Origin of the sequence: Cellulomonas biazotea (assembly GCF_004306155.1) — a bacterium.
Taxonomy (GTDB): domain Bacteria; phylum Actinomycetota; class Actinomycetes; order Actinomycetales; family Cellulomonadaceae; genus Cellulomonas; species Cellulomonas biazotea.
The window spans coordinates 1-24,557 of record NZ_BIMR01000138.1 but is presented as its reverse complement, the minus strand read 5'-3'; the positions used below and the strand labels follow the sequence as shown (position 1 = coordinate 24,557).

The window sequence follows — 24,557 nt, the reverse complement described above, 5'->3', positions numbered from 1 at the left end:
GCGGCGAACAGCTCGCCCGCGACGGCCGCGAGCTCGACGGTCGTGACGGCGGCGCTCGCCGGCCCGGCCGGGTCGGCGCCGAGGTGCGGGGCGAGCCGTCCGGCGACGTGCTCGGCGGCGGCGCGGGTCCGGGACGCGGGCCGCGGGTTGCCGACGAGGGCGACGACGGACGGGGTGCTGGCTTGGCTCATGGTGCTGCTCCTTCACGTGCACGCTTGCCGCACCGGGTGGCGCGGCCGGGTCATCTCCCGGAGCACCCCGTCGTGGAGGGGTTGCTGACCAGCGAGCCGGGGCTTGGGTGCTGGTGCTCGTGACCTGGGCGCGGTTTCTACCAGCGGCGCGCCCTGCGACAAGGGGTTGCCCCGGTGATCTCGCACTGCGGACACGCCGCGGGCGGACCCGGACCCGCGCGTCGGGGTGGTCGGACGCCGACGCCCGGTGCCACGATCACGCCTATGACGGACACCGGCGACGCGCACGTCCTCACCGCCAGCGCGGTCACGAACCTGCGTGACCTGGGAGGACGCGCGACGGCGGACGGCGGGACGGTCGCGCGCGGCGTCGTCTTCCGGTCCGCGGAGCTCACGTCCGACGCGGCCCCCGACGACCCCGCGCTCGCCGCCCTGGGCCTGCGGACCGTGGTCGACCTGCGCACCGACGCCGAGCGGGAGGTGCGGCCCGACCGGCCGCCGGCGGGCGCGCGGCTCGTCGAGCTCGACGTGCTCGCGGACCTGCCGCAGGCCGCGGCGACGCAGGCCGCGACGCTGCTGACCCGCCCGGCGGCGCTCCTGGAGTCGCTCGACGGCATGGACGTCGCCGAGCAGATGCGGGCGACGTACCGGCGGCTCGTGCAGGGACCGGCGGCGCTCGCGGGCTACGCGACGCTCGTCCGCACGGTGCTCGACGCGCAGCAGGCGCCGGTGCTGTTCCACTGCACCGCGGGCAAGGACCGCACGGGCTGGGCGGCGACGGTCCTGCTGCTCGCGGCCGGGGTCGACGAGGACGGCGCGATGGACGAGTTCCTCGCGGTCAACCCGGCGGTGCGTGCGACGTTCGCGCCGCTGCTCGCGCAGCTCGACGCGGCGGGCGGCGACTCGACGCTGCTGGTCCCGTTCCTGGAGGTGCGGCCCGACTACCTGCGGGCGGCGCTCGACACGATGGCGGCGCGGTTCGGGTCGTTCGACGGGTACCTCACCGACGGCCTGGGCCTGGGCGCGGTCGAGGTCGAGGCCCTGCGGCGCACGCTGCGCGCGGACGCCTGACCCGGACCGTCGCGCCGGGTTCGCCCGGTTGGTCCGTTCGGGTGGTCCGGAATGTCCGATGTTGCCGCGGTCCCGGGCGACGCTGACGATGGGCTGACCGGTCCCGACGGAAGGCGTACGCGTGCACGACGACGAGCTGGTCTCCCCCATCCGACGCGGTGCGCACGACATCGCCCTGGACCGCGAGCGCATGCGCCGGCGTCGCGTCTACCGCCTCGCGGCCGTGGTGCTGCTCGCCGAGGTGTACGTCATCGTCAGCGCGCTGCTGGGGCGCGACATCGTCCCCGCGATGCCGGCGATCGACCCGCTGGTCCTGGTGCCGGTGCTGTTCTTCGCCGCGCTGCTGCTGCTCATGGTGGGCATGCAGGTCGGCACCGCGCGCTCGCCGCACGTCGTCTACCGGCCCGAGCAGGTGGACGTGCGGCTGTCGGACGTCATCGGCATCGAGCCGGTGAAGGAGGACGTGCGCCGGTCGATCGACCTGTTCCAGACGCACCGGCAGTTCGCGGAGCAGATGGGCGGGACGCCGCGGCGCGGCCTGCTGTTCGAGGGTGCCCCGGGCACGGGCAAGACGATGACGGCGAAGGCGATGGCGAAGGAGGCGGGCGTCCCGTTCCTGTTCGTCTCGGCGACGTCGTTCCAGTCGATGTACTACGGCGCGACGGCCCGCAAGATCCGCGCGTACTTCCGGGCGCTGCGCAAGGCGGCGCGTGCCGAGGGCGGGGCGATCGGGTTCATCGAGGAGATCGACGCGATCGCGCTGCGCCGCGGGGGTCTGCTCGGGTCGTCGTCGGCGGCGTCGGTGCTGGGGTCGACCGCCGGCACGCACGGGGGCGCCGGGGCGCTCGGCGGCGCGCACGGCGTCGTGACGCACGCGATGACGAGCGAGGGCACGGGTGGCGTCGTCAACGAGCTGCTCGTGCAGATGCAGTCGTTCGACGAGCCGACAGGCACCGACAAGGCGGTGAACCGGCTGATCGCGCTGGTCAACCTGTTCCTGCCCGCGCACCGGCAGATCCGCCAGCGCCGCCCCGGCCAGGCGCCGATCCTGCTCATCGCGGCGACGAACCGCGCGGACTCGCTGGACCCGGCGCTGCTGCGCCCGGGGCGGTTCGACCGCCGGCTGACGTTCGCCTCCCCGGACGCGTTCGGGCGGCGCGCGCTCGTCGACCACTTCCTGGCGAAGCGCTCGCACGACCCCGAGCTCGACGACCCCGTCGTGCGGGACCGGGTGGCGGCGTCGACGAACGGCTGGACGCCCGTGATGATCGAGCACCTGCTCGACGAGGCGCTGGTGAACTCCCTGCGGCGCGGGCAGACGACGATGTCGTTCCAGGACGTCGAGACGGCCCGCATCACCGAGATGGTGGGCATCGGCCAGCCGGTCCGGTACACGCGCGCCGAGCAGGAGCTCATCGCGACGCACGAGGCGGGGCACGCGGTCACGGCGTGGCTGGTCGCCCCGAACCGCAGCCTGGAGGTCCTGACGATCATCCGCCGCGGCGAGGCGCTGGGCCTGCTCGCGCACGGTGACTGCGAGGAGGTCTGGACGCGGTCGCAGGGCGACCTGCGGGCCCTGGTGCAGATCGCGATGGGCGGCTGGGTCGCGGAGGAGCTGTTCTTCGGCCAGACGACGACGGGTCCGGCGAGCGACCTCGCGGCGGCGACGCGGACGGCCGCGCAGATGGTCGGCGCGGCCGGGATGACGGGGTCGCTGGTGTCGTTCATGGCGACGGAGAAGCCACTGGTCGACGCGGTGATCTCCGACGGCCGGGCGCGCGAGCAGCTCGAGGCGGTGCTGGAGGACGCCCGCGGGACGGTCCGCCGGCTGCTGTCGCGGCACCGGTACCTGGTCGAGGCGCTGCGCGACGCCCTGCTGGAGCGGCACGAGCTCATCGGCCGGGAGATCACGGACGTGCTGGTGTCCGCGCACGAGGCCGCGACGCGCGCCGCCGACGCGGTGCCGCAGCTCGCGAAGGAGGAGCCCGTGCGCCCCGCCGGCGCGGTGCCCGTCGTGTCCCCGGCGAGCGGGCCGGTCGCATAGCGGTGGACGTCGGCGGGCTCGGCTAGCGTGGTCGACCGTGCCCGAGGGTCATACCGTCCACCGCATCGCCCGCCAGCTCGGCCGTGACTTCGTCGGCCACCCGCTCGCGGTGTCCTCGCCGCAAGGCCGGTTCGCGGCGGGGGCCGCACGGCTCGACGGCCGTGCGCTCGTCGAGACCGCGGCCGTCGGCAAGCAGCTCTTCGCGACGTTCGACGGCGGTGACGTCCTGCGGGTCCACCTGGGCCTGTACGGCGCGTGGGACTTCTACGGCGTGATCTCGCCGGTCGTGGACGGCCAGGAGGCCCGCGGCAGCATGGGCGCGCCCCGGCTGCGCCGGGCCGTGCGGATGGGCGAGGACGAGCGCGAGAGCCCGGCCGACGAGGGCGGTCTGGTCGCGACGTTCCCGCCCGAGCCGGTCGGTGCGGTGCGGGTCCGGCTCGCGACCGCGCAGTCGGTCGCGGACCTGCGCGGGCCGTCGGCGTGCGAGGTGCTCGACCCCGTCGCGGCGCAGGCGGTCGTCGACCGGCTCGGTCCGGACCCGGCGTCGACCGACGACCTGGACGCGGCGGGTGCGGTCGTCGTGGACCGGCTGACGTCGCGCGGCGTCGCGGTCGGGCAGCTCCTCATGGACCAGACCGTCGTCGCGGGGATCGGCAACATCTACCGGGCCGAGCTGCTGTTCCGCGCCCGGCTGGACCCGCACACCCCCGGCCGCCGGGTCCCGCGGGACGTCGCGCGGGCGCTGTGGGACGACTGGGCGGTGCTGCTGCCCGACGGCATCCGCACGGGCGTCATGCTCACGCGCGAGGACCTGGACGACGACGGCCGGGCGCGCGCGCTGACGGACCCCACCGAGCGGCACTGGGTGTACGGCCGCGCGGGCCTGCCGTGCCGGGTGTGCGGCACCCCGGTGGTCGTCGAGGAGATGGCGGGGCGCAAGCTCTACTTCTGCCCGTCCTGCCAGTCCTGACCTCAGACCTCAGGCTTCAGGCCTCGGGCAGCGGGAAGACGAGCTCGCCCACCGGCAGCGGCACCGGCACCGTGTTCGCGCGCGTCGCGAGCGGGCACGCCCAGTCCGGGTCGTACGCGCACGACGGGTTGTACGCGAAGTTGAGGTCGACGACCAGCAGCCCGTGCGAGGTGCCCAGGTCGGCCCCCTTGACGGTGTCGAGGACGTACCGCCCGCCGCCGAACGAGCCGCCGGGCTGCCCGGACGTCGCGTCGCGCACGGGCAGGAACAGGCCGCCCGCGTAGGACCGCAGCGCCCACACGGCGAGCGTCCCGACGTCCGGCAGGTCGACGGTGCCGATCCGCTCGAACGGCACGACGCCGTCGGTGCCGGTCGTGATGTCGAGGCGCTGCGACTCGCCCGGCCGGATCTCGACCTCGAACCGGAACGCGGGGTCGTAGCGGGCGACGTCGAGCCCGGCGAACGCGGCCCGGGTCGCGCCGTCGAGCGGCGAGGCAGGGTGCTCGGCGAACAGCTCGTCGCGACGCTGCACCCACACGGCGTGCGCGGACTCCGGGTCCTCGTGGGCGATGCGCCGGACGTCCGCGTACGTCTGGGCGACGCGCCGCCGCCAGTCGGCGACCGCGAGGACGTCGGCGGCGCGGGCGGTCGGGGTCAGCGGTCGGTGGGGCACCCGTCCACCTTCGCACGGGTGCCGGGCGGCGGCCCGCGCTCCACGGGCAGGTCGGGAGCGGGTTCGCGGGCGGTCGTGTGAGGGTGGGGGCATGGATCTGCGCATCTTCACCGAGCCCCAGCAGGGGGCCACGTACGACGACCTGCTCGCGGTCGCGAAGGCCACGGAGGACCTGGGCTTCGACGCCTTCTTCCGCTCCGACCACTACCTGACGATGGGCGGCGACGGCCTGCCGGGGCCGACGGACGCGTGGACCACGCTGGCGGGCCTGGCGCGCGACACGAGCCGCATCCGGCTGGGCACGCTGGTGTCGTCGGCGACGTTCCGGCACCCGGGCGTGCTGGCGATCCAGGTCGCGCAGGTCGACCAGATGTCGGGCGGGCGCGTCGAGCTGGGGCTGGGGACGGGCTGGTTCGCGCAGGAGCACGCGGCGTACGGCATCCCGTTCCCGGAGAAGCGGTTCGGGATCCTCGAGGAGCAGCTCGCGGTCGTCACGGGGCTGTGGGGGACGCCGGTCGGGGAGACGTTCTCGCACGAGGGCGCGCACTACACGCTGACGGACTCGCCGGCGCTGCCCAAGCCGGTGCAGGCGTCGCCGCTCGACCCCGCGCGGGCGGGCGTCCCGGTGATCGTGGGCGGCAGCGGGCCGCGTCGCACACCGGCCCTCGCGGCCCGGTACGCGGCGGAGTTCAACCTGGCGTTCCCGGCGTTCGACGAGGTCGCGGACAAGCTCGCGAACGTCGACCGCGCGCTCGCGGAGGCGGGACGCGCACCGGAGAGCCTGGTGCGCTCGGCGGCGCTCGTGCTGTGCGTCGGGACGGACGAGGCGGAGCTCGCGCGGCGGGCCGCGGCGATCGGCCGCGAGGTGCCTGAGCTGCGTGAGCACGGCGTCGCCGGGACGGTCGACGAGGTCGTGGACCGGCTGGCCTGGCTGGGGGAGCAGGGGCTGTCGCGCGTGTACCTGCAGGTGCTCGACCTGCACGACCTGGAGCACCTGGACCTGGTGGCGCGCGAGGTCGTGCCTCGATTGCCCTGATCATCCGTTTTCGTCTCGACGCGTGAGACCCCCGCGTGCACGGGGTGAGCAGTTCCGGCGCCCCCCGACCGCCCCGTGCACGCGCTCCCACCTGGCCTTCGACCGGCGTGCGACACCTCCCGTTCGCCCCGTGTCGTCCGGCTTGTGACCTGGCGCACATCGGACGTGCGTGGACACATCCGGCATGCCTCCGTACGTTCGAGTCATTCACGGGGCGGCGACGCCCGCCGGGAGCCACCCGCGCACCATGGCTCCCGCGGCACCCCGCCTCTGTGCGCCGGGCGCCAGCGTCGCCGTCGCAACGGAGTGGTGAGAGAACACCCTCCGCTCGACCGGACGACCACCAGGGGGCGCCACGTGGCAACCACGTTCGACAGGCTCGTGATCGAGCCGCGGAGGACCGAGTCCGACCGCATCACACCGACCAGCCGGCCCGAGAGCGAGGAAGCGCAGAGCCCGTCGCTGCTGCTCCTCGTCCTGCTCGCCTCGACGGGCATCCTCGTCTACGCCGTCTTCCTGCTGAACCCCGCCAACCGCGGCGACTGGCTGCCGTACTCGATGGTCATGCTCGCCGAGACCGTCCTCATCGGCCACGCGCTGCTGTCCATGTGGACCGTGATGTCCAGCGGGCACAACCCGCGCAACTTCGCGTTCCACCTCGCGCAGGACCGGCTCTACGACCTCACCGAGATCATCCGCGACAAGGCCGAGAAGCGGCCCCAGGACTGGCGGATGTACCTCCAGGAGTGGCCCGTCGACATCGACGTGTACATCACGACGTACGGCGAGGACCTCGACACCATCCGCAAGACCGTCACCGCGGCCGTCGCGATGCACGGCCGCCACGACACGTACGTGCTCGACGACGGCCGCTCCGACGAGGTCCGCGACCTCGCGGCGCAGCTCGGTGCCCGCTACATCCGCCGGCTGTCCAGCAACGGCGCGAAGGCGGGCAACGTCAACCACGCCCTGTCCCTCACGCGCGGCGACTTCTTCGTCGTGCTCGACGCGGACTTCGTGCCGCTGCCCACGTTCCTGCACGAGACCGTGCCGTTCTTCGCGTCCGACGACGTCGCGTTCGTCCAGACGCCGCAGACGTACGGGAACATGAACTCGGTCATCTCCCGCGGTGCCGGCTACATGCAGGCCGTGTTCTACCGCTTCGTGCAGCCCGGCCGGAACCGGTTCAACGCCGCGTTCTGCGTCGGCACCAACGTCATCTTCCGCCGCGCCGCGATCGACTCCGTCGGCGGCATCTACTCCGACTCGAAGTCGGAGGACGTGTGGACGTCGCTCATGCTGCACGAGAAGGGCTGGCGGACCGTCTACATCCCGACGACGCTCGCCGTCGGCGACACCCCCGAGACCGTCGAGGCGTACACCAAGCAGCAGCTGCGGTGGGCCACGGGCGGGTTCGAGATCATGCTCACCCACAACCCGCTGTCGCCGAAGCGCAAGCTCACGATGGACCAGCGGCTGCAGTACACCGTGACCGCGACGCACTACCTGACGGGCATCGCCCCGCTCCTGCTGCTCCTGGTCCCGCCGCTGCAGATCTACTTCAACCTGACGCCGATGAACCTCACGCTCACCACGGGCGAGTGGCTGCTGTTCTACGCCGGGTTCTACGTCATGCAGATCGTGCTGGCGTTCTACACGCTCGGCTCGTTCCGCTGGGAGGTCCTGCTCCTGGCGTCGGTGTCGTTCCCGATCTACACCCGGGCCCTGGTCAACGCGATCTTCCGCAAGGACCAGAAGTGGCACGTGACCGGCCAGAAGGGGGCCTACCGGTCGCCGTTCGCGTTCATGATGCCGCAGGTCCTGTTCTTCGTGTTCCTGCTCCTGACGACCGTCGTCGGGGTGTGGAAGGACCTCAGCAACGGGTACTTCAGCCTCGCGCTGGCGTGGAACGCGACCAACACCCTCATCCTCGGCGGGTTCGTCGTCACCGCCTGGAAGGAAGGGCACCGCGGGCGGCTCGCCGCGCAGGCCGAGCGCCGCCGCGACGCCCGCAGGAGCAGCACGACCGGCCGCGACGAGGCTGCCGCACCGCAGACCGCATCGACCGGAGGTGTCGCATGACCTGGGCCAGCCGTATCCGACTGTTCATCGGGGTGGTCGTCGTCGCGGTGATCGCCGCGCTCGCCACCTACCAGCTCAACGAGACCAAGGGGGTCGCCTCGAGCGACTCCGCGCAGATCCTCGCCAAGACCTACTCCGTGGGCACGCCCTACGCAGGCCTCGTCGTCGACCAGAGCGTCGACGAGGGGGACACCGTGAAGACCGGTGACCCGCTGTTCGTCATCGACTCCGCCGCGCTGCAGTACGACGTGCGCAACGGGTTCGCGAAGGAGGCGACCGAGGCGACGCAGATCGACGCCGAGGGTCGCCTCGTCATCCTCGCGACCGGCGACGGCATCGTCACCGACATCGCCTCCGAGCGGGGCACCTTCGTCCAGACCGCCGCGCAGCTCGCCACCGTGCAGCGCGCCGGGACCCTCTTCGTGCAGGCCGAGTACACCCTGACCGCCGCCGAGTACGCCCGCGTGCCCGACGACGCCGAGGTCACGGTCGTCCTGCCCAACCAGCGCACCATCGCGGCACGTGTGGACCGCACGGCCGTGCAGACCGTCGGCGGCGAGGCGCAGGCCCTCATCACCATCACGGGCGACGACCTCGTCGAGGGCACCCAGAACGGGCTCGTCTCGGTCGGCACCCCCGTCACGGCGGAGCTCCACCTCGAGAACGACGGGGTGGTGACCCGCACCGCCGAGCGTGTCACGACGTACATCGAAGGGATCTTCGGATGACCGCACCGACCACGCAGCACCTGCCCATCCCGGCCGCGGGGAAGCCCGCCGCGCCGCGACACCGTCGGGTGGTGGTCGTCGTCGCGGCAGTCGCGGCCGTGGTCGTGGCGGTCGGGGTCGTCGTCGCGGTGCTGGCCCCCCGGGGCTCGTCCGCGCAGGGCGGCGGCCCCGGTTCGGCTCCGGAGGCACCGGTCGTCGGCCCGCCCGACGCCCGCGTCCCCGACGCCGACACCGCGGCCCTCACCGCGGGCGTCGAGCAGGCGTCGGTCGCGAAGATCGACCCCGTGCGCCTCGCCGACGGCCTCGTGCCGCCGACGAACCGCTGGTACAGCGGGCTCGTGTTCGGCGACGAGCCGCAGCCGGTGTTCGCGCAGCCCGTCTCGTTCAGGCTGACGGACGCGGGCTTCACGCTCGGGCTGCCGGAGCCCGTGACGAGCGACAAGGCGATCGTCGGGCCGCACGTGCCGGCCGTCACGGTCGACGCGGGCGCCGCGTCCGCCCAGGTCAGCGCCGCCGACCCCGTGTCGGTGACGGTCGACCTGCTCGACGCGTCGGGGGCCGTGCTCGGCAAGGTCGTCCTCGCGGAGGGGTCGCCGCTCGTCAGCCTGACGGCGGTCGCCGACCTCACCGTGCAGACCTCGGCGCAGGGCGGCTCGTTCGCCTCCGCCGCGGACGACGGCCCGGCCACCGTGACCGTCGGGACGACCGAGTGGGCCCTCGTCGGGCCTGCGGGCTCCGACCCCGGCAGGACGACCCTCGCCGCCGGGCAGAGCGTCACCTGGTACCCGGTGCCGCAGGACGCCGACGCGGACGCCGCCGCGACCCTCGCGGCTGCCGCCGCCGACCCGGTGACCGGCGTCGACGTGACCTACGGCGTGGACGACGAGATCGCCCGCACCACCCTCACGTACAACACCGCCGGCGGGTCGCCCAGCGCGTACGTGCTGCTCCCGCACCACCGCACCGGCACCCAGCCGGACCGCGAGGGCTGCGGGCTCGGCACCTACCCGTCGGTCTACGGCTCCCTGGAGCTGTGCGCCGGGTCGCACCTCACGTCGTTCGCGCCGACCGTGCCCGCCACGGGCGGCCTCGACCTCGACGGCGTGCCCGACACGCAGCGGACCGCGATCGTCGAGGCCCTCACGGCCGACGTCGCCGCCACCGAGGCGTTCCCGTCGGACACGTACTTCGGCGGCAAGGCCCTGTTCCGGGCCGCGTCGCTCGTGACGCTCGGCGAGCAGGTCGGCGCCGACGACGTCGTGGCCGACCTGCGCACCCGCACCACGGACGCCCTGCGCGAGTGGACCCAGCCCGACGGCTGCGCGCAGCGCGACGCCCGGTGCTTCGTGTACGACGCCGCCGCCCGGTCCGCGATCGGCCTGACGCCGTCCTTCGGCTCCGACGAGCTCAACGACCACCACTTCCACTACGGCTACCTGCTCGCCGCCGCGGGCCTGCTCGCGCAGGGCGACGAGGCGCTCGCCGCCGACCTCGCCCCGGTGATGGACCTGCTGGGGGCCGACATCGCGTCCCCGACGGCCACCGCCGAGCTGCCGCAGCTGCGGGCGTTCGACCCGTACTTCGGGCACTCGTGGGCGTCCGGCACGTCGCCGTTCGCCGACGGCAACAACCAGGAGTCGTCTTCGGAGGCCGTCAACGCGTGGAACGGCCTGGGCCTGTGGGCGCAGGCGTCCGGGCAGGACGACCTGCAGACGCAGGCCGCCTGGCTCGCGTCGACCGAGGCCGCTGCGGCGCGCGCCTACTGGACCGCGCCCGACCTGGACGACCCCGTCCTCGACGGGTTCGGCCACGAGGTGCTGTCGCTGAACTGGGGTGCCAAGCGGGACTACGCCACGTGGTTCAGCCCCGAGCCCAGCGCGATCCTCGGCATCCAGCTCATCCCCATGGGCCCGGTGCAGAGGTCGCTCGCGACCGGCGTCGACCCGGAGCGCATCCGGGCCGCCGTCGAGGAGTCCGGGTTCACCGGGCCGCTCGCCGACTACGTCGTGACGTACTCCGCGCTCGCGGGTCCCGACGACGCGGCAGCCGCGTGGGAGACCGCGGTCGGCCTGTCCGAGGACGCGATCGACGACGGCACGTCCCGTGCGTCGATGCTCGCGTTCATCGCGGCGGCGCAGGCGCACCCGCCGACGAGCTAGCCCCGGACCGCCCGGTCCACCGACGCCCGTCCCCGCCTCCCGCGGGGGCGGGCGTCGCCGTGCCGGCCGCGTGCCCGCGTCGGGTCACACCGCGTCGGGGGCGGGCTCCCGGTCGGTCCGGGCCGGGGTGTCGACCACCGGCGCGTCGAGCGGGCGCGGCACGTGCGCGGGCGGCCTCAGCAGCGCGCGCGCGGTGAGGACCAGCAGCACGACGAGCGCCACGTTGCGGGCGGCCAGCACGAGCGAGACGAACGGCTCCGCGGCGACGACGCCGTCGTAGCCCCAGGGGAAGACGACCTGCGTCGCGGCGGCGACGCCGAGGACCGTCCACGCGGTCGTGCGCCAGCCGGGCAGCCGCAGCGCGAGCGCGACGGCCACGGGCGGCGCGAGCCAGCCGACGTACTGCGGCGAGCCGACCTTGTTGAAGACGATCGTCGCGAGGACCAGCAGCATCGCGCCGCGCACGACGAGCTCGCGCTGCGCGACCGCGTCGGACCAGAACCCGGCGCCCAGGTGACGCCGGCGCCACACCAGCAGCGCGGCGCACGCGGCGAGCCCGACGAAGAACAGCAGCCCCAGGGCGTCCGCAGCACCGTCCGTGCCGGGCCCGCGCACCTCCCACGTGACGATCGGCTGGTTGAGGTACACCTCGACGGCGTCGCTCCACGGCCCGGCGACGACCCACGGCGTCGCCCCGACGGCCTCGACCTGCAGCCCGCGGTCCTCCTGCTCGCCGAGGAACGACGCGACGTGCGCGCCCCCGCCCCCGACGAGCACCGCGCCGACGACGACCACGCAGACCACGGCGGCGGGCAGCACGACGTCCCGCCAGGGCCGCCGGGCGGCGACCACGACGGCGAGCAGCAGCGCGCCGGGCGCGACCTTGACCCACGCGGCGGCGGTGAGCAGGACCGACGACACGCGCGGGTGCCGGAGCGTGACGGCGAGCGCGACCACGACGACGGGCGCCACGACGGCGTCGAGCCGCCCCATCGCGATCGGCCCGAGCAGGGCGAGGAAGGCGATCCACCACCACGCGCCGGCCGTGGTCCGCGGCTCGTGCGGGTGGCCCCGCCCGGCCCACCCGGCGGGCCGCGCGAGGCGCGGCGCGTGCAGCAGCACCCCGAGCGCGACGGCGTCGAGCGCCGTGACGAGCAGGCTCCACGCGACCGCGTACCCCGACCCGCCCGCGGTCCCCCCCACAGCGGCGGCGAGCATCGGCACGATCGCGCCCGCCGGGTACACCCAGTCGCCCGACAGCACGGGCCACTGCCCTTCGTGCAGGCCGAGCCACATCCAGTACCGGTAGAGCTCGAGGTCCCAGAACGCCCGCTGCGGGATGAGGACGACGCCGAGGTACGCGAGCCACGCGTGGACGGCGACGAACGCGACCCAGACGGCCGTCAGGGAACGCAGCAGGCGGTGCAGGAGGGCCTCCGGCGGTGCGGACGACCGGCCGGACGACGTCCGGGGCCGTGACGGGGCGGGCGGTCGTCAGGCTATCGCCGCACGCGTGCGCCGCGGGCCCCGTCCTCACCTGCAGGACGCGGCCCGCGGCACGGCCGACCGTCACGGCTCGCGGCACGGCCGCAGGTCGCGGCCATGCAGGCCGCGGGACCGGGCCGTCACACGGGCCGGGCGCTCACTCCTGGTACGGGCGCAGCGGCGGCGGGGGCGCGGCGCCCGTCGCCCCCTGCGTCGTCGACGCCGGGTAGCCGTAGGCGAACGGGATCGACTCGTCGGGCACGTCGCCGTCCCCGGCGTCCTCGGCCTCGTGCGGCGAGGGCTGCGCGGTGGGCGCGGTGCCCACCACCGGGTCGGGGTGCCCGCCGGGTGCGACCCCGGTCGGCACGGGCAGGTCGTAGGGGGCGTCGTCCTTCTCGTCGGTCATCGTCGGCTCCCGCGGTCTCGGTCGGGCGGTGCGCTGAGGGATGGGCCACCCCTCAGCGCCCACGCTGGCACGTGGGCCCACGGTCCGCCCGTCGAGCGGCGGTGCGGCCGTACGCTGCGTGCGGCGGCTGCGCGGATGGCCGCCGCACGACGGCACGGGCCCGGGCGCGGTGGCGCCACCGGCGGCCCGTCGCGGACGACGAGGAGCGGTGATGGCAGGTCTGCGCTGGACGCTGCACGGGGACGGTCGGAACGTGCAGCCGGGCGAGGTGGTCGCCCCCGAGCAGCGGCTCACGTGGCCGCGGACGGTCGGGATCGGGCTGCAGCACGTCGTCGCGATGTTCGGCGCGACGTTCGCGGTGCCGCTCATCACCGACTTCTCCCCGCAGACGACCCTCTTCTTCTCCGCGATCGGCACGGTCGCGTTCCTGCTCGTCACGGGCAACCGGCTGCCGAGCTACCTCGGGTCGAGCTTCGCGTTCATCGCGCCCGTCGTGGCGGCGACCGCGAGCGGCGGGCAGGCGGTCGCGGTCGGCGGCATCCTCGTCACCGGGCTCGTCCTCGCGGGCGTGGGCGTGCTCGTGCACGTCGTCGGGGCGCACTGGATCGAGGTCGTCATGCCGCCCGTCGTGACGGGCGCGATCGTGGCCCTCATCGGGTTCAACCTCGCCCCCGTCGCGTGGGCGTCCGTGCAGCTCGCACCGCTGACGGCCATGGTCACGCTCGCCGCGATCATCCTCACCACGGTGCTGTTCCGCGGGATCCTCGGCCGCCTGTCGATCCTCGTCGGCGTCCTCGTCGGGTACGTCGCCGCGCTGCTGCAGGGCCAGGTCGACTTCACGCGGTTCCACGAGGCCGCCTGGGTCGGCCTGCCGCCGTTCACCGCGCCGCGGTTCGACGTCGAGATCCTCGGCCTGTTCGTCCCCGTCGTCCTCGTCCTCGTCGCCGAGAACGTCGGCCACGTGAAGTCCGTCGCCGCGATGACCGGCCGCGACCTCGACCCGCTGACCGGCCGCGCGCTGCTCGCCGACGGCGTCGCGACGTCCCTCGCGGGCCTCGGCGGCGGCTCCGGCACCACGACGTACGCCGAGAACATCGGCGTCATGGCCGCGACCCGCGTCTACTCGACCGCCGCGTACTGGGTGGCCGCCGGCGGCGCGCTCGTGCTCAGCCTGTCGCCCAAGTTCGGCGAGCTCATCAAGACCATCCCCGACGGCGTCCTCGGCGGGGCGACGACCATGCTCTACGGCATGATCGGCCTGCTCGGCGCCCGCATCTGGATCCAGGGCCGCGTCGACTTCGGGAACCCCGTCAACCTCGTGCCCGCCGCGATCGCGCTGGTCATCGGCGTCGCGAACTACACGTGGGTCGTCGGCGAGCTGCGGTTCGAGGGCATCGCGCTCGGCACCGCCGCCGCCATCGGGATCTACCACCTCATGCGGGTCCTGGCCCGGTGGCGCGGGACCGGCCAGGAGCCGGCGACCCCGGCGTCGGTGCCCGCGACGGACGCCGCACCGCACTGACCGTCCCCTCCGTGGGGACGCCCGGCAGGGCCGGCCGACCCGGGACTCCCGGCGGTCAGCCCTGCGGGGCGGGCGTCTCCGCGGCGGGCGTCGCCTCGTCCAGCGGACGGCAGCCCTCCGCACCGACGAGGGGCAGGGCGGGGTCGAGCAGGACCTGCTCGACGGGCTTGAGGGCGATGTAGTCCGCGCCGAGCGTCAGGTCGATCACGCCGTCCTCGCGCGCGGCGGGCACCATGTCGACCTCCTCCAGGTGCGCCGCGAGCGTGAAGGCGGCCGCCGCGTTCGTCAGGCCGAACGAGATCCGGGCCGCACCCGAGTAGGGGTCCTCCGCGTTGGTCGACGACGCGACCGCGAAGCCCCGCTCGGTGAGCCCGGACGCCGTCGCGCCGGCCAGGCCGGCCTGCGACGTCCCGTTGAGGACGTTGACCGTGACCTGCCCGTACGCGACGGGCAGGGCCCCCGCGGGCGGGCAGTAGCCGGCCTCGGGCTCCGGCTCCGGCGGGGGAGTGCTGAACCCGCGGGCGATGAACGGCAGGTCGACGCTGCCCGTGAACACGGCGGTCGCCCCGAGGCCCGCGACCGCGAGACCGGCCAGCAGGACCCCGAAGATCACGGCCTGCCGCTCGTGCACGTGGCGGCGGCGCAGGGCCCGCGCGCGGTCGACGTCCGTCACGGCGCGACCACCGGCGTCTCGACGACGAGGACGCGGGCGTGCAGGACGGACCGCTGCTGCAGCGCCGCCCGGACGGCCCGGTGCAGGCCGTCCTCCAGGTACATGACCCCGCGGTACTGCACGACGTGCGCGAACAGGTCGCCGTAGAACGTCGAGTCCTCCGCGAGCAGCGCGTCGAGGTCGAGGGTCCGCTTGGTCGTCACGAGCTCGTCGAGCCGCACGACGCGCGGCGAGACCTCGGCCCACTGCTTGGGGGTCTCGAGCCCGTGGTCCGGGTAAGGCCTGCCCTCGCCCACCGCCTTGAAGATCACGGGGGGCAGTCTAGGTGGCGGCGACGGCGGGGCGGGCCGCGGACGCGCATCCGGACAGGGATCACCCGCCAGGCGGCACGGGGGTCCGACCACGGTCGGACGGCGACGCGCGCCCGGAGCGCACCGCGGGTGGACGCCGGTCCGGGCAGCGGAGCCCTCAGGCGGACGCGCCCGCGCGGCCCGGTCCGTGACGCTGGACGCATGAGCACACCTGCCCTCGGAGGAGCCGCGCCCGTCGTCGACGGCGCCGCCGGTCCCGCCCGCCTGTCCGCCCGCGGCCTCGTCAAGCGGTTCGGGGAGACGGTCGCGCTCGCGGGCGTCGACGTCGACCTCGCCGACGGGGAGTCGCTCGCCGTCATGGGCCCGTCGGGGTCGGGCAAGTCGACGCTGCTGCACTGCCTCGCGGGGATCCTCGTGCCCGAGGCGGGGACGGTCGCGCTGCGCGGGCGGCCCGTGCACGTCCTCGACGAGCGCGAGCGGTCGCTGCTGCGCCGCACGAGCTACGGCTTCGTGTTCCAGAACGGCCAGCTCCTGCCCGAGCTGCCGGCCGTCGAGAACGTGGCGCTCCCCGCGATGCTGCAGGGTACGTCGCGGCGCGACGCGACCGACCTGGCGGTGCGGTGGCTCGCGGCGTTCGGCCTCGCCGGGCTGGAGGGGCGGCGCCCCGGCGAGCTGTCGGGCGGGCAGGCGCAGCGCGTCGCGGTCGCGCGCGCCCTGGTCACGCAGCCCGACGTCGTGTTCGCCGACGAGCCCACGGGTGCGCTCGACCAGACCAACGGCCACGAGGTCATGCGCCTGCTCACCGAGGCCACCCGGTCGGTCGGCGCGTGCCTCGTCGTCGTCACGCACGACCCGCAGGTCGCGGCCTGGTGCGGGCGCCGCATCGAGGTGCGCGACGGGCGCGTCGTCGACGAGCGGCGGACGGCGTGAACGCGGTCGTCGCGCTCGCCCCGAGCCTGCGCCGCGCGGGCGGGCGGGACACGCGCGTCACGACCGCGCTGTCGGTCACCGCGTTCGCGGTCTCGACGGCCCTCACGCTGTCGGTCGTGGGCGGGCTCATGGGCTTCGCGGCCCGTGCGGCCGACCCGGCGACGGCCGTCGAGCGCGAGCTCGGGATGCTGTACGTCCAGCTCGCGTGGACCGCGCTCATCCTGCTCGTCGTCCCGCTGCTCACGCTCGCCGGGTCGGCGGCCCGCATGGGCGTCGCGCGCCGGGACGCGCGGCTCGCCACGCTGCGGCTGCTCGGCGCGACGCCGCGCGAGGTCGTGGCGCTGACGCTCGTCGAGACGTGCGCCCAGGGGCTCGTCGGGGCGGTCGTCGGTGTCGTCGGGTACGTCGCGCTGCTGCCCCTGTGGGCGCTCGTGCCGTTCCAGGGCGGCACGTTCACCGTCGGGGAGCTGTGGGTCGGGCCGCTCGGGGTCGTGCTGGCCGTCGTCGCCGTGCCCCTGCTCGCGGCGGTCAGCGGCGCCGTCTCGCTGCGCCGGGTCGTCGTGTCGCCGCTGGGCGTCGCGCGGCGCACCACCCCGCCGGGCCTGCGCGTCGTGCGTGTCGTGGTGCTCGCGGTGGCGCTCGTCGGGTTCGCCGTCGTGACGGCATTCGGGGGCCGGCTCGCGGCCGCGCTCGTCGCGGTCCTCCTCGGCTTCCTCGCCGCCGGGTTCGGCGCGCTCAACCTCGTCGGCCCCTGGGTGCTCGGGCTGCTCGGCCGGTCCCAGGCCCGCCGCGCCCGCACGCCCGTCCGCCTGCTGGCCGCCCGGCGCCTCGCCGACGACCCGCGCGGGGCGTGGAGGGTCGTCGGCGGGCTCGGGCTCGCGGGGTTCGTCGCGGGCGCCCTCGCGGTCCTGCCGACCTTCACCTCGGGCGGGGGCGACGACCCGCTGGTCGACGTGCTCAACGCCGACCTCGTCACGGGCGCGATGCTCACGCTCGTCATCGCGTTCGTCCTCGCGGCGGTGTCGGCGGGCATCGCGCAGGCGTCGACCGTGCTGGACCGCCGTCGCGAGTACGCGCTCGCGCACCTGGCCGGCACACCCGTCGAGCTGCTCGACGCCGTGCGCCGCCGCGAGGTCCTCGGCCCGATGGTCCGCGTCGCCGGCGGGTCCGCGCTCGTCGCCGTCGTCATGCTCATGCCGCTGTTCAAGACCGCCGCGTTCGCCGACCTGCGCGGCCCGCTGCTGCTCGTCGGCTGCCTCGTCGGCGGGTGCCTGCTCGTCCTGGCCGCGACCGAGACGAGCCGCCCGCTGCTGCGGTCGGTGCTCGCCGAGCCGGTGGTCCGCGCCGACTGACCACCGGCCCCGCGCCGACCGACCACCGGCCCGCGCCGACCGGCCACAGGCCCGCGACCCGCGGTCAGCTGTGCGTCCTCCCCGTCGTCCACAGCAGTGCCGTCACGAACCCCTCGGGGCTCGTGACCGTCCCCATCACGTACCCGCGCCCGGCGAGCGCCTGCGCGGCGACGACCCCGTCGATACCCGCGCCGAGGTCGACGAACCGTCCGCGCTCCACCAGGAACGCGCTGGTCCGCATCGGGTCGTCCGCCGGGGTGAAGACGCCGGCCACGCGGTGCCGGTCGTCCATCGCCATCGCGTGCGTGGCGGCATCGGCGGGGCCGAGCGGCACGTACCGGCGCCCGTCCCACAGGTGCGCCCGCTCGGGCCCGCCGGCGTCCGGGCGCAGGTTGACGGCCGCGTGCCCGTGCTCGTCGACCGCCACGGGGTCACCCTGGGACACGCCCGGTGGCAGCCCGAGCCACGTCGTCACGCCGTCGCGCCACAGGAACGGCCCGCCGTCGTAGGCGTTGCCGAGCACCCAGCCGGTGTTCGACAGGTCGACCACACCGTTGCCGCCGAACGCGTCGGGGTCGCCGATCGTCGTGAACGTGCCCGCCGCCCACACGTACCCCAGCTCGAAGCTCTGCGGCCCCAGGCCGATCCCGAGCAGCCGGCCGCGGTCGTCGAGGTCGACCAGCCGGCTGTCGGGACCGGCGAACCCGGGCACGGGGCCGGTGTCGACACGGGTCCCGCGCGTCCACAGGAACGGGTTGCCGTTGGGGCCCGCGGGCCCCTCGGGCGTGTAGACCCCACCGGCGACCTGTCCCCGCTCGTTGACCTGCTGCGCAAACACGGCGCCGAGGACGACCGTCCGCCGCCCGCTGCGCAGCTCGGACATCGTCGGACCGCCCGCGACGGCGGTGACCTGCACGACGACCTGACCGGCGTCGTTGACGTCCATCGCCACGCCGTTCTCCGCGTCGGGCGTGAGGTCCCTCATCCGGCCCCGCTGCCACGAGAACGCATGCCACCGGCCGTCGGCGGTCTGCGACGCCCCCACGACCTGGCCGTGCGCGTTGACCGCGTGCGGCACGCTCTGCGGCCCGCCCAGCGTCCCGAGCTCGACGACGCGGTACGCCGACGACCCGTGCCCGTGCTCACCCCCCGTCACGACCGGTGCGCCCGCGGGCGACGGCGGTGCGGCCGTCGCGGGTGCGGCGGCGAGCGCCGCGGGCAGCAGGGCGGCGGCCATCAACGCCGTCAGGAGTCGTCGACGTGCCATCCGGATCGCCCCCACGATGCCGTCCCCCGGGCGGTGCGGGCCGGGGTCGCGCCTGTCGCCCCGGTGCGCAGGCCGCTCCTCCCGTCCTAGACCCCGGGGGGTCCCGCGACAACGGGTCGCACAGGGTGATATCCCCGGTGCATGGACCCGACGACTGCCCTGCCCGACGACGCCCGCTGCCCGTGCGGGTCGGGCGAGACGTTCGGCGGGTGCTGCGGCCCGCTCCTCGCGGGACGGTCGGCGGCGCCCACGGCGCAGGCCCTCATGCGCTCGCGGTACACGGCCTTCGCGCTGGGGGACGCCGGGTACCTGCGGTCGACGTGGCACGCCTCGACGCGGCCCGTGTCGCTCGACCTCGACGACGACGTCGTGTGGCGGCGCCTCGACGTGCTCGACGTGCGCGCAGGCGGCCCGTTCGACGACGCGGGCACGGTGGAGTTCGTCGCGCGGTACCGCAGCGGTGACGCGCGCGGGGCCCTGCGCGAGACGAGCCGGTTCGTGCGCGAGGGCGGGCGGTGGTTCTACGTGGACGGCGACGTCGGACCGTGAGCGGAGCCGTGCGCGGTGCGGTGGGCGGCGCAGGCGTGCCCCGAGCCACGGCACCGAGTCGTGCCCGGGAACGACGAGACCCCGGCCGCGGACGGCCGGGGTCTCAACGCGCAGTGCGTCCGGAGACGGTCAGAGCGGCGTGATGTTCGACGCCTGGGGGCCCTTGGGGCCCTGCGTGACGTCGAACTGGACCTTCTGGTTCTCCTCGAGCGAGCGGTAGCCGCTCGACTGGATCGCGGAGTAGTGCGCGAAGACGTCGGGACCGCCGTCGTCGGGGGCGATGAAGCCGAAGCCCTTCTCGGCGTTGAACCACTTCACGGTGCCAACAGGCATGTCGTTCTCTTCTCTGGCGTGCGTTACTGACAACCCCGTAGGAACCGGGACCGGTGGTCGCGGCGGCCTCCCTGACGCCGTCGGACCAGGGTCCGGGTGGCGATCGTGACGGGCGACACAACGCGACTACGGGGAGAGATTACGCGAGACGGGCGCCGAGCGGCAGCCCGCCGTCGGAGGGATCTGCGGCGCGGGCCGTTCCCGGGCGTGGTCAGACGCGGTGCGCGGCCACCATGGGGCACACGAACGGGTCGCGGTCGGCGTGGCCGACGGTGTTGAGGTGTCGCACGACGATCGCGTACGACCGGGCGAGCGACACCTGCGTGTAGGGGATCTGGTGGGTCGCGCAGTACTCGCGGACGATGGGCGCGACGCGGCGCAGGCTGATCGACGGCATCGACGGGAACAGGTGGTGCTCGACCTGGTGGTTGAGCCCGCCCATGACGACGTCGAGCCACCGCCCGCCGCGGATGTTGCGGCTGGTGAGGACCTGGCGGCGCAGGAAGTCGATGCGCGCGTCCTTGGGGACGAGCGGCATGCCCTTGTGGTTGGGGGCGAACGACGCGCCCATGTAGAGGCCGAAGAGGCCGAGCTGCACGGCGAGGAAGACGGCGGCCTTGGCGGGCGACATCACGGCGAGGACGAGCGCGAGCCCGCCACCGAGGCGCACGAGGAGGAACGCGGCCTCGACCCAGCGGCGCTCGAGCGGGCCGCGCTGCAGGAGGCGGCGGACGCTCGCGACGTGCAGGTCGAGGCCTTCGAGCAGGAGGAGGGGGAAGAAGAACCAGCCCTGCCGCGCGAGGAACCAGCGGGACAGCGGGCTGCGGCGCTTCTCGACGTCGCCGGGTGTGAACGCCAGGACGGGGAGGGCGATGTCGGGGTCGGCGTCGACCTGGTTGGGCTTGGCGTGGTGGCGGGTGTGCTTGCGCTGCCACCAGCCGTGGCTGAGCCCGACGAACAGGTCGGCGAGGACGAGGCTGGCCCAGTCGTTGGCGCGGCCGGACCGGAAGATCTGCTTGTGCGCGGCGTCGTGGCCGAGGAACGCGATCTGCGTGAGGGTGACGGCGGCGACGGCGGCGACGAGCACCTGCCACCAGGAGTCGCCGACGAGGAGGATCGCGGTGACGAGCCCGGCCATGGCGAGCACGGCGCCGGACAGCCGCGCGGCGTAGAAGCCGTAGCGGCGGCGCATGTACCCGGCTTCCTGGACGGTGCGGGTCAGCGCGGTGAAGCTGCTGGTGGGGTGGGGACGCTCGGCGGTGCGGGTGCCGGTGCTGCCGGGTCGGGTGTCGCTCATGGGGTCCGTCTCTGCCCCGTGCGGGGGCCGGTCGCGTGCTGGAGGGCGGGCGACGGGTGCGCGACGGCGGACGACGAGGACCCGGGTATACGACGCGGGCGCCCCAGCACGTACGTGCGGGGCGCCCGGTCAGGACGGCGCTGAGATCAGGCCGGCGTGATGTTCGACGCCTGCGGGCCCTTGGGGCCCTGCGTGACGTCGAACTGGACCTTCTGGTTCTCCTCGAGCGAGCGGTAGCCGCTCGTCGCGATGGCGGAGTAGTGCGCGAAGACGTCGGGACCGCCGTCGTCGGGGGCGATGAAGCCGAAGCCCTTCTCGGCGTTGAACCACTTCACGGTGCCCAGGGGCATGATGCTCTCTTCTCTGTCGGTGTGGTGCGTGACAACCCCGGCGAACCGGGACCGGTGAATCACGGTGTGTCGTCCGTCCGCTGCCGAGAAAGGTGTCTCGAGAACGTCGTGCCGCGGGGTCAACCGCGACGGCCATGACAAGCGATGCACTGCGACTACCCGACAACCGTACGGCACGGGGCCCGATCTGTCGGCAACAGGGTGATGAACGACCCGGCCGCTCGGGGGAGAACGCGGTCGGACAGCGGTTTCCGCAGGGTGGTGGCGCTCCCACCGGGGGAATCCGACGTATCCGTCGCAGGGGGTTCAACTCGGACGCGCGGCGGGGGTACGTTCGCGGGCAGGCCGAGGGCAATGGCGCCCCGGCCGCTCTTGCCGTCCGGGGAGCCGTAGCGCTTTGAAAGGATTCAAGGATGAGTCTTCCCCGTCTCCACGGCCGCATCGCGGCCACCGGGACCGCAGCCCTGCTCGTCGGCTGCCTCGCCGTGCCGTCCGCGTCCGCCGCACCGACCACCACGGGTGCCGGCCACGGCGGTGACGGACCCGACCGGCTGACGCTCGAGCGGCTCGACCGCGGGCTCGTCGCCGCGGTGACCGGCGAGGGCGTCTTCCTCTCCTGGCGCCTGCTCGCCCCCGAGGTCACCGGCGCGACTGCCACGGGCCAGACCGGCCCCGACTTCGCCGTCTACCGCGACGGGGCCAAGGTCGCGACCGTCGCCGACTCCACCAACTACCTCGACACCGCCGGGACCGCCGCCTCGACCTACCGCGTCGCGGCCGTCGTCGACGGCGTCGAGGTCGACGGCGCCGACGCCACCCCCTGGGCGCAGGCGTCCCTCGACCTCCCGCTGCACAAGCCCGCCGACGGGGTCACGCCCGTCGGCGAGGCGTACACCTACTCGGCCAACGACATGTCCGTCGCCGACGTCGACGGCGACGGGCAGTACGAGTTCGTCGTCAAGTGGGACCCGTCGAACTCCAAGGACGTCAGCCAGATCGGGTACACCGGCAACGTCTTCGTCGACGCCTACGAGCTCGACGGCACGCAGCTGTGGCGCATCGACCTCGGGGTCAACATCCGCGCCGGTGCGCACTACACGCAGTTCCCCGTCTACGACTTCGACGGCGACGGCAAGGCCGAGCTCATGATGAAGACGGCCCCGGGCTCGAAGATCACCACGTACCGGGCCGACGGGTCGGTCAAGTCGGAGCGCTACGTGACGATCGCGAAGCGCGACCGCAAGGCCGGCGTCACCGACACCACCGACTACCGGCTCAGCAAGCAGGGCTACTACGAGCACGTCGTCGAGCTGTTCAAGGGCTGGGGCACCCGCACCGAGGTGACGGCCGGCCAGTGGCCCGCGACCCTCGAGCAGGCGTTCGGCATCGCGCCGCAGTACACCTACCCGCTGTCCGACGCCGACGCCCGCGCGCTCACCGACTACTTCATGGACGTCTACGCGCCCAGCCGCAGCGCGCGCAACGTGCTGCGCAACTTCGAGGGCTTCATCGTCGACGGCCCCGAGTACCTCACGGTCTTCGCCGGGGACACCGGCAAGGAGCTCCAGACGATCGACTACAAGCCCGGTCGCGACGACGACGGCCTGCTGTGGGGCGACTACGCGATGGCCCGCATCGAGCCGGGCAACCGCGTCGACCGGTTCCTGTCGGGCGTCGGCTACTTCGACGGGAAGACCCCCTCGGCCGTCTTCGCGCGCGGCTACTACACGCGCTCGACGGTCGTGGCCTACGACTGGGACGGCAAGAAGCTGCAGGAGCGCTGGTTCGTCGACTCCGGCCACGTGCCGCTGACCAACCCGTTCAACGACGGCCCGCACGGGCGCGACGGCACCGACCCCGAGTTCGCGACCCTCACCACGCAGGGCTTCCACTCGCTGTCCGTCGCGGACGTCGACGCCGACGGCAAGCAGGAGCTCGTCTACGGCGCCGCGACGATCGACGACGACGGCTCGCTGCTCTACTCGTCGTTCGACACGCTCCCCGCGGGCAGCGCCGCCCCCGGCCAGGTCGTCCGGCTCGGGCACGGCGACGCCATGCACGTGACCGACATCGACCCCGACCGCCCCGGACTGGAGATCTTCACCGCGCACGAGGGCGGCACGTTCGCGCCCTACGGCATGGCGATGCGCGACGCCGCGACCGGCCAGGTCCTGTTCGGCGTCTACTCCGGCCGCGACACGGGCCGGTCGATGGTCGGCGACGTCCTGCCCGGCACGCGCGGCATCGAGGCGTGGGCGTCCCTGCCCGGCGGCACCAACTCGCTCGGGCTCTACTCGGCGTCCGGCGTCGTGACGCCCGGCCCGATCCCCGGCACCAACCAGTCGATCCGCTGGGCCGCCGACGGCACGACCCAGATCGTCAACGGCTCCGCCGACCAGGACGTCACGATCGACGACTGGGACCGCGGCCGGCTGCTCACCGCGACGGGCACGCGCTCGAACAACGGCACCAAGGGCAACCCCTCGCTCGTCGCCGACGTCCTCGGCGACTGGCGCGAGGAGCTCCTGGTCCGCACGGCCGACTCGTCCGCGATCCGGCTGTTCGTGTCCACCGAGGTCACCACGCACAAGCTCGCGACCCTCATGCACGACCCGCAGTACCGCGCCGAGGTCGCCCGCCAGCAGACGACCTACAACCAGCCGTCCTACCCGGGCTTCTACCTCGCGTCCGACACCGACTACACGCAGGTCCCCGTCGCGGACTTCTGGGCGCCGGGCACGATCGACGCGCTGGAGTCCGCGGTGAAGGCCCGCATCGAGGCCCGTGAGATCCGCGGCCCTGTCGGGGTCGTCCTGCTCGCCGCCGTGAAGGCCGCCGACGTCGCGGCCGACCACGGCAACGAGAAGGCCGCCGTCCGCTCGCTCGAGGCGTTCGTCAGGGCCCTCACGCCGCGCACGAAGGTCTCGACGGTGTCCGACGGCGCCCGCGCGGCTCTCACCCACCAGGCCGAGCAGGCGATCGCGATGCTCGACTGACCTGCCGGACCGACGGGCGGGACCGGCTCACCGCGGCCGACCCGCCCGACCGCCCAGCGGTGCGCTCGCCGGACTCCTCCCCGGCGGGCGCACCCCACCGGGAGCGCCCGGGGACCCCGACCGGTCCCCGGG

At 74.3% G+C, this 24,557-nt stretch carries 21 protein-coding genes, 1 pseudogene and 1 riboswitch; of the genes and pseudogenes, 12 read left to right on the top strand and 10 right to left on the bottom strand.

Annotated features, from left to right (window positions below; all coding sequences use genetic code 11):
• Positions 1 to 191 (bottom strand): annotated as a pseudogene (locus CBZ_RS10180) (hypothetical protein); the annotation flags it as partial.
• A 15-nt stretch (positions 192 to 206) separates the two neighbouring features.
• A riboswitch (SAM riboswitch) is annotated at positions 207 to 316 on the bottom strand.
• Between the two features lie 139 nt (positions 317 to 455).
• Here CBZ_RS10180 and CBZ_RS10175 point away from each other — a divergent pair.
• The 3 genes from CBZ_RS10175 (at position 456) to CBZ_RS10165 (ending at position 4,276) form a co-directional block, all read left to right on the top strand.
• Positions 456 to 1,262, top strand: coding sequence for a tyrosine-protein phosphatase (locus tag CBZ_RS10175; RefSeq protein WP_130781448.1), 807 nt, complete (start codon positions 456 to 458; stop codon positions 1,260 to 1,262).
• 121 nt (positions 1,263 to 1,383) lie between these two features.
• The gene (locus CBZ_RS10170) at positions 1,384 to 3,306 is read left to right on the top strand and encodes an AAA family ATPase (RefSeq protein WP_130781447.1); all 1,923 of its coding nucleotides are present in this window, start codon (positions 1,384 to 1,386) and stop codon (positions 3,304 to 3,306) included.
• A 37-nt stretch (positions 3,307 to 3,343) separates the two neighbouring features.
• Positions 3,344 to 4,276 (top strand): Fpg/Nei family DNA glycosylase, encoded by a 933-nt coding sequence (locus CBZ_RS10165; RefSeq protein ID WP_130781446.1) that lies wholly within the window; start codon positions 3,344 to 3,346, stop codon positions 4,274 to 4,276.
• A 16-nt stretch (positions 4,277 to 4,292) separates the two neighbouring features.
• On the opposite strand, the gene CBZ_RS10160 is transcribed toward CBZ_RS10165, so the two are convergent.
• Positions 4,293 to 4,949 (bottom strand): DUF1684 domain-containing protein, encoded by a 657-nt coding sequence (locus tag CBZ_RS10160; RefSeq protein ID WP_246013249.1) that lies wholly within the window; start codon positions 4,947 to 4,949, stop codon positions 4,293 to 4,295.
• A 91-nt stretch (positions 4,950 to 5,040) separates the two neighbouring features.
• Between CBZ_RS10160 and CBZ_RS10155 the strand changes: the two genes are divergently transcribed.
• From CBZ_RS10155 to CBZ_RS10140, 4 genes are all read left to right on the top strand, one after another.
• Entirely contained in the window at positions 5,041 to 5,985 is a 945-nt protein-coding gene (locus tag CBZ_RS10155; protein ID WP_130781445.1) for an LLM class F420-dependent oxidoreductase, read from the top strand.
• A 357-nt stretch (positions 5,986 to 6,342) separates the two neighbouring features.
• A complete protein-coding gene (locus tag CBZ_RS10150) occupies positions 6,343 to 8,067 on the top strand; it encodes a glycosyltransferase family 2 protein (RefSeq protein ID WP_130781444.1) in 1,725 nt (574 codons plus the stop codon).
• Positions 8,064 to 8,795 (top strand): efflux RND transporter periplasmic adaptor subunit, encoded by a 732-nt coding sequence (locus CBZ_RS10145; RefSeq protein WP_130781443.1) that lies wholly within the window; start codon positions 8,064 to 8,066, stop codon positions 8,793 to 8,795. The genes CBZ_RS10150 and CBZ_RS10145 overlap by 4 nt, the downstream gene beginning before the upstream one ends.
• The gene (locus tag CBZ_RS10140; RefSeq protein ID WP_130781442.1) at positions 8,792 to 10,954 is read left to right on the top strand and encodes a glycosyl hydrolase; all 2,163 of its coding nucleotides are present in this window, start codon (positions 8,792 to 8,794) and stop codon (positions 10,952 to 10,954) included. Before CBZ_RS10145 ends, CBZ_RS10140 begins: the two co-directional genes overlap by 4 nt.
• Before the next feature lie 84 nt (positions 10,955 to 11,038).
• On the opposite strand, the gene CBZ_RS10135 is transcribed toward CBZ_RS10140, so the two are convergent.
• Positions 11,039 to 12,250 (bottom strand): hypothetical protein, encoded by a 1,212-nt coding sequence (locus CBZ_RS10135; RefSeq protein WP_246013247.1) that lies wholly within the window; start codon positions 12,248 to 12,250, stop codon positions 11,039 to 11,041.
• Between the two features lie 346 nt (positions 12,251 to 12,596).
• Positions 12,597 to 12,845, bottom strand: a complete 249-nt coding sequence (locus tag CBZ_RS10130; protein WP_130781440.1) for a hypothetical protein — start codon at positions 12,843 to 12,845, stop codon at positions 12,597 to 12,599.
• A gap of 211 nt (positions 12,846 to 13,056) precedes the next feature.
• Here CBZ_RS10130 and CBZ_RS10125 point away from each other — a divergent pair, with 211 nt between their 5' ends.
• On the top strand, positions 13,057 to 14,367 hold the full coding sequence (locus CBZ_RS10125; RefSeq protein WP_130781439.1) for a uracil-xanthine permease family protein: 1,311 nt from the start codon (positions 13,057 to 13,059) through the stop codon (positions 14,365 to 14,367).
• A 55-nt stretch (positions 14,368 to 14,422) separates the two neighbouring features.
• Here CBZ_RS10125 and CBZ_RS10120 read toward each other — a convergent pair whose 3' ends face one another.
• Positions 14,423 to 15,040: a LytR C-terminal domain-containing protein gene (locus tag CBZ_RS10120; protein WP_130781438.1), complete on the bottom strand. Its 618-nt coding sequence runs from the start codon at positions 15,038 to 15,040 to the stop codon at positions 14,423 to 14,425.
• Entirely contained in the window at positions 15,037 to 15,351 is a 315-nt protein-coding gene (locus tag CBZ_RS10115; protein WP_130781437.1) for a type II toxin-antitoxin system VapB family antitoxin, read from the bottom strand. Before CBZ_RS10115 ends, CBZ_RS10120 begins: the two co-directional genes overlap by 4 nt.
• A gap of 201 nt (positions 15,352 to 15,552) precedes the next feature.
• On the opposite strand from CBZ_RS10115, the gene CBZ_RS10110 reads away from it, so the two are divergent.
• Positions 15,553 to 16,281: an ABC transporter ATP-binding protein gene (locus CBZ_RS10110; RefSeq protein ID WP_218022748.1), complete on the top strand. Its 729-nt coding sequence runs from the start codon at positions 15,553 to 15,555 to the stop codon at positions 16,279 to 16,281.
• Positions 16,278 to 17,633, top strand: coding sequence for an FtsX-like permease family protein (locus CBZ_RS10105; protein WP_130781436.1), 1,356 nt, complete (start codon positions 16,278 to 16,280; stop codon positions 17,631 to 17,633). The genes CBZ_RS10110 and CBZ_RS10105 overlap by 4 nt, the downstream gene beginning before the upstream one ends.
• Before the next feature lie 64 nt (positions 17,634 to 17,697).
• Here the strand turns inward: CBZ_RS10105 and CBZ_RS10100 are convergent, their stop codons facing one another.
• Positions 17,698 to 18,870, bottom strand: a complete 1,173-nt coding sequence (locus CBZ_RS10100; RefSeq protein ID WP_218022747.1) for a hypothetical protein — start codon at positions 18,868 to 18,870, stop codon at positions 17,698 to 17,700.
• Between the two features lie 171 nt (positions 18,871 to 19,041).
• Here CBZ_RS10100 and CBZ_RS10095 point away from each other — a divergent pair, with 171 nt between their 5' ends.
• Positions 19,042 to 19,449, top strand: coding sequence for a YchJ family protein (locus tag CBZ_RS10095; RefSeq protein ID WP_130781434.1), 408 nt, complete (start codon positions 19,042 to 19,044; stop codon positions 19,447 to 19,449).
• A 129-nt stretch (positions 19,450 to 19,578) separates the two neighbouring features.
• Here CBZ_RS10095 and CBZ_RS10090 read toward each other — a convergent pair whose 3' ends face one another.
• The 3 genes from CBZ_RS10090 to CBZ_RS10080 form a co-directional block, all read right to left on the bottom strand.
• Positions 19,579 to 19,782 (bottom strand): cold-shock protein, encoded by a 204-nt coding sequence (locus tag CBZ_RS10090; RefSeq protein ID WP_013772579.1) that lies wholly within the window; start codon positions 19,780 to 19,782, stop codon positions 19,579 to 19,581.
• A gap of 211 nt (positions 19,783 to 19,993) precedes the next feature.
• Positions 19,994 to 21,079 carry a fatty acid desaturase family protein gene (locus CBZ_RS10085; protein WP_130781433.1) on the bottom strand — a complete coding sequence of 362 codons (1,086 nt, stop codon included), beginning with the start codon at positions 21,077 to 21,079 and terminating at the stop codon, positions 19,994 to 19,996.
• A 146-nt stretch (positions 21,080 to 21,225) separates the two neighbouring features.
• Positions 21,226 to 21,429 (bottom strand): cold-shock protein, encoded by a 204-nt coding sequence (locus CBZ_RS10080; RefSeq protein WP_130781432.1) that lies wholly within the window; start codon positions 21,427 to 21,429, stop codon positions 21,226 to 21,228.
• A 413-nt stretch (positions 21,430 to 21,842) separates the two neighbouring features.
• Here CBZ_RS10080 and CBZ_RS10075 point away from each other — a divergent pair, with 413 nt between their 5' ends.
• Complete coding sequence (locus tag CBZ_RS10075) at positions 21,843 to 24,425, top strand: rhamnogalacturonan lyase (RefSeq protein ID WP_130781431.1); 2,583 nt, start codon at positions 21,843 to 21,845, stop codon at positions 24,423 to 24,425.
• Positions 24,426 to 24,557: the final 132 nt, after the last annotated feature.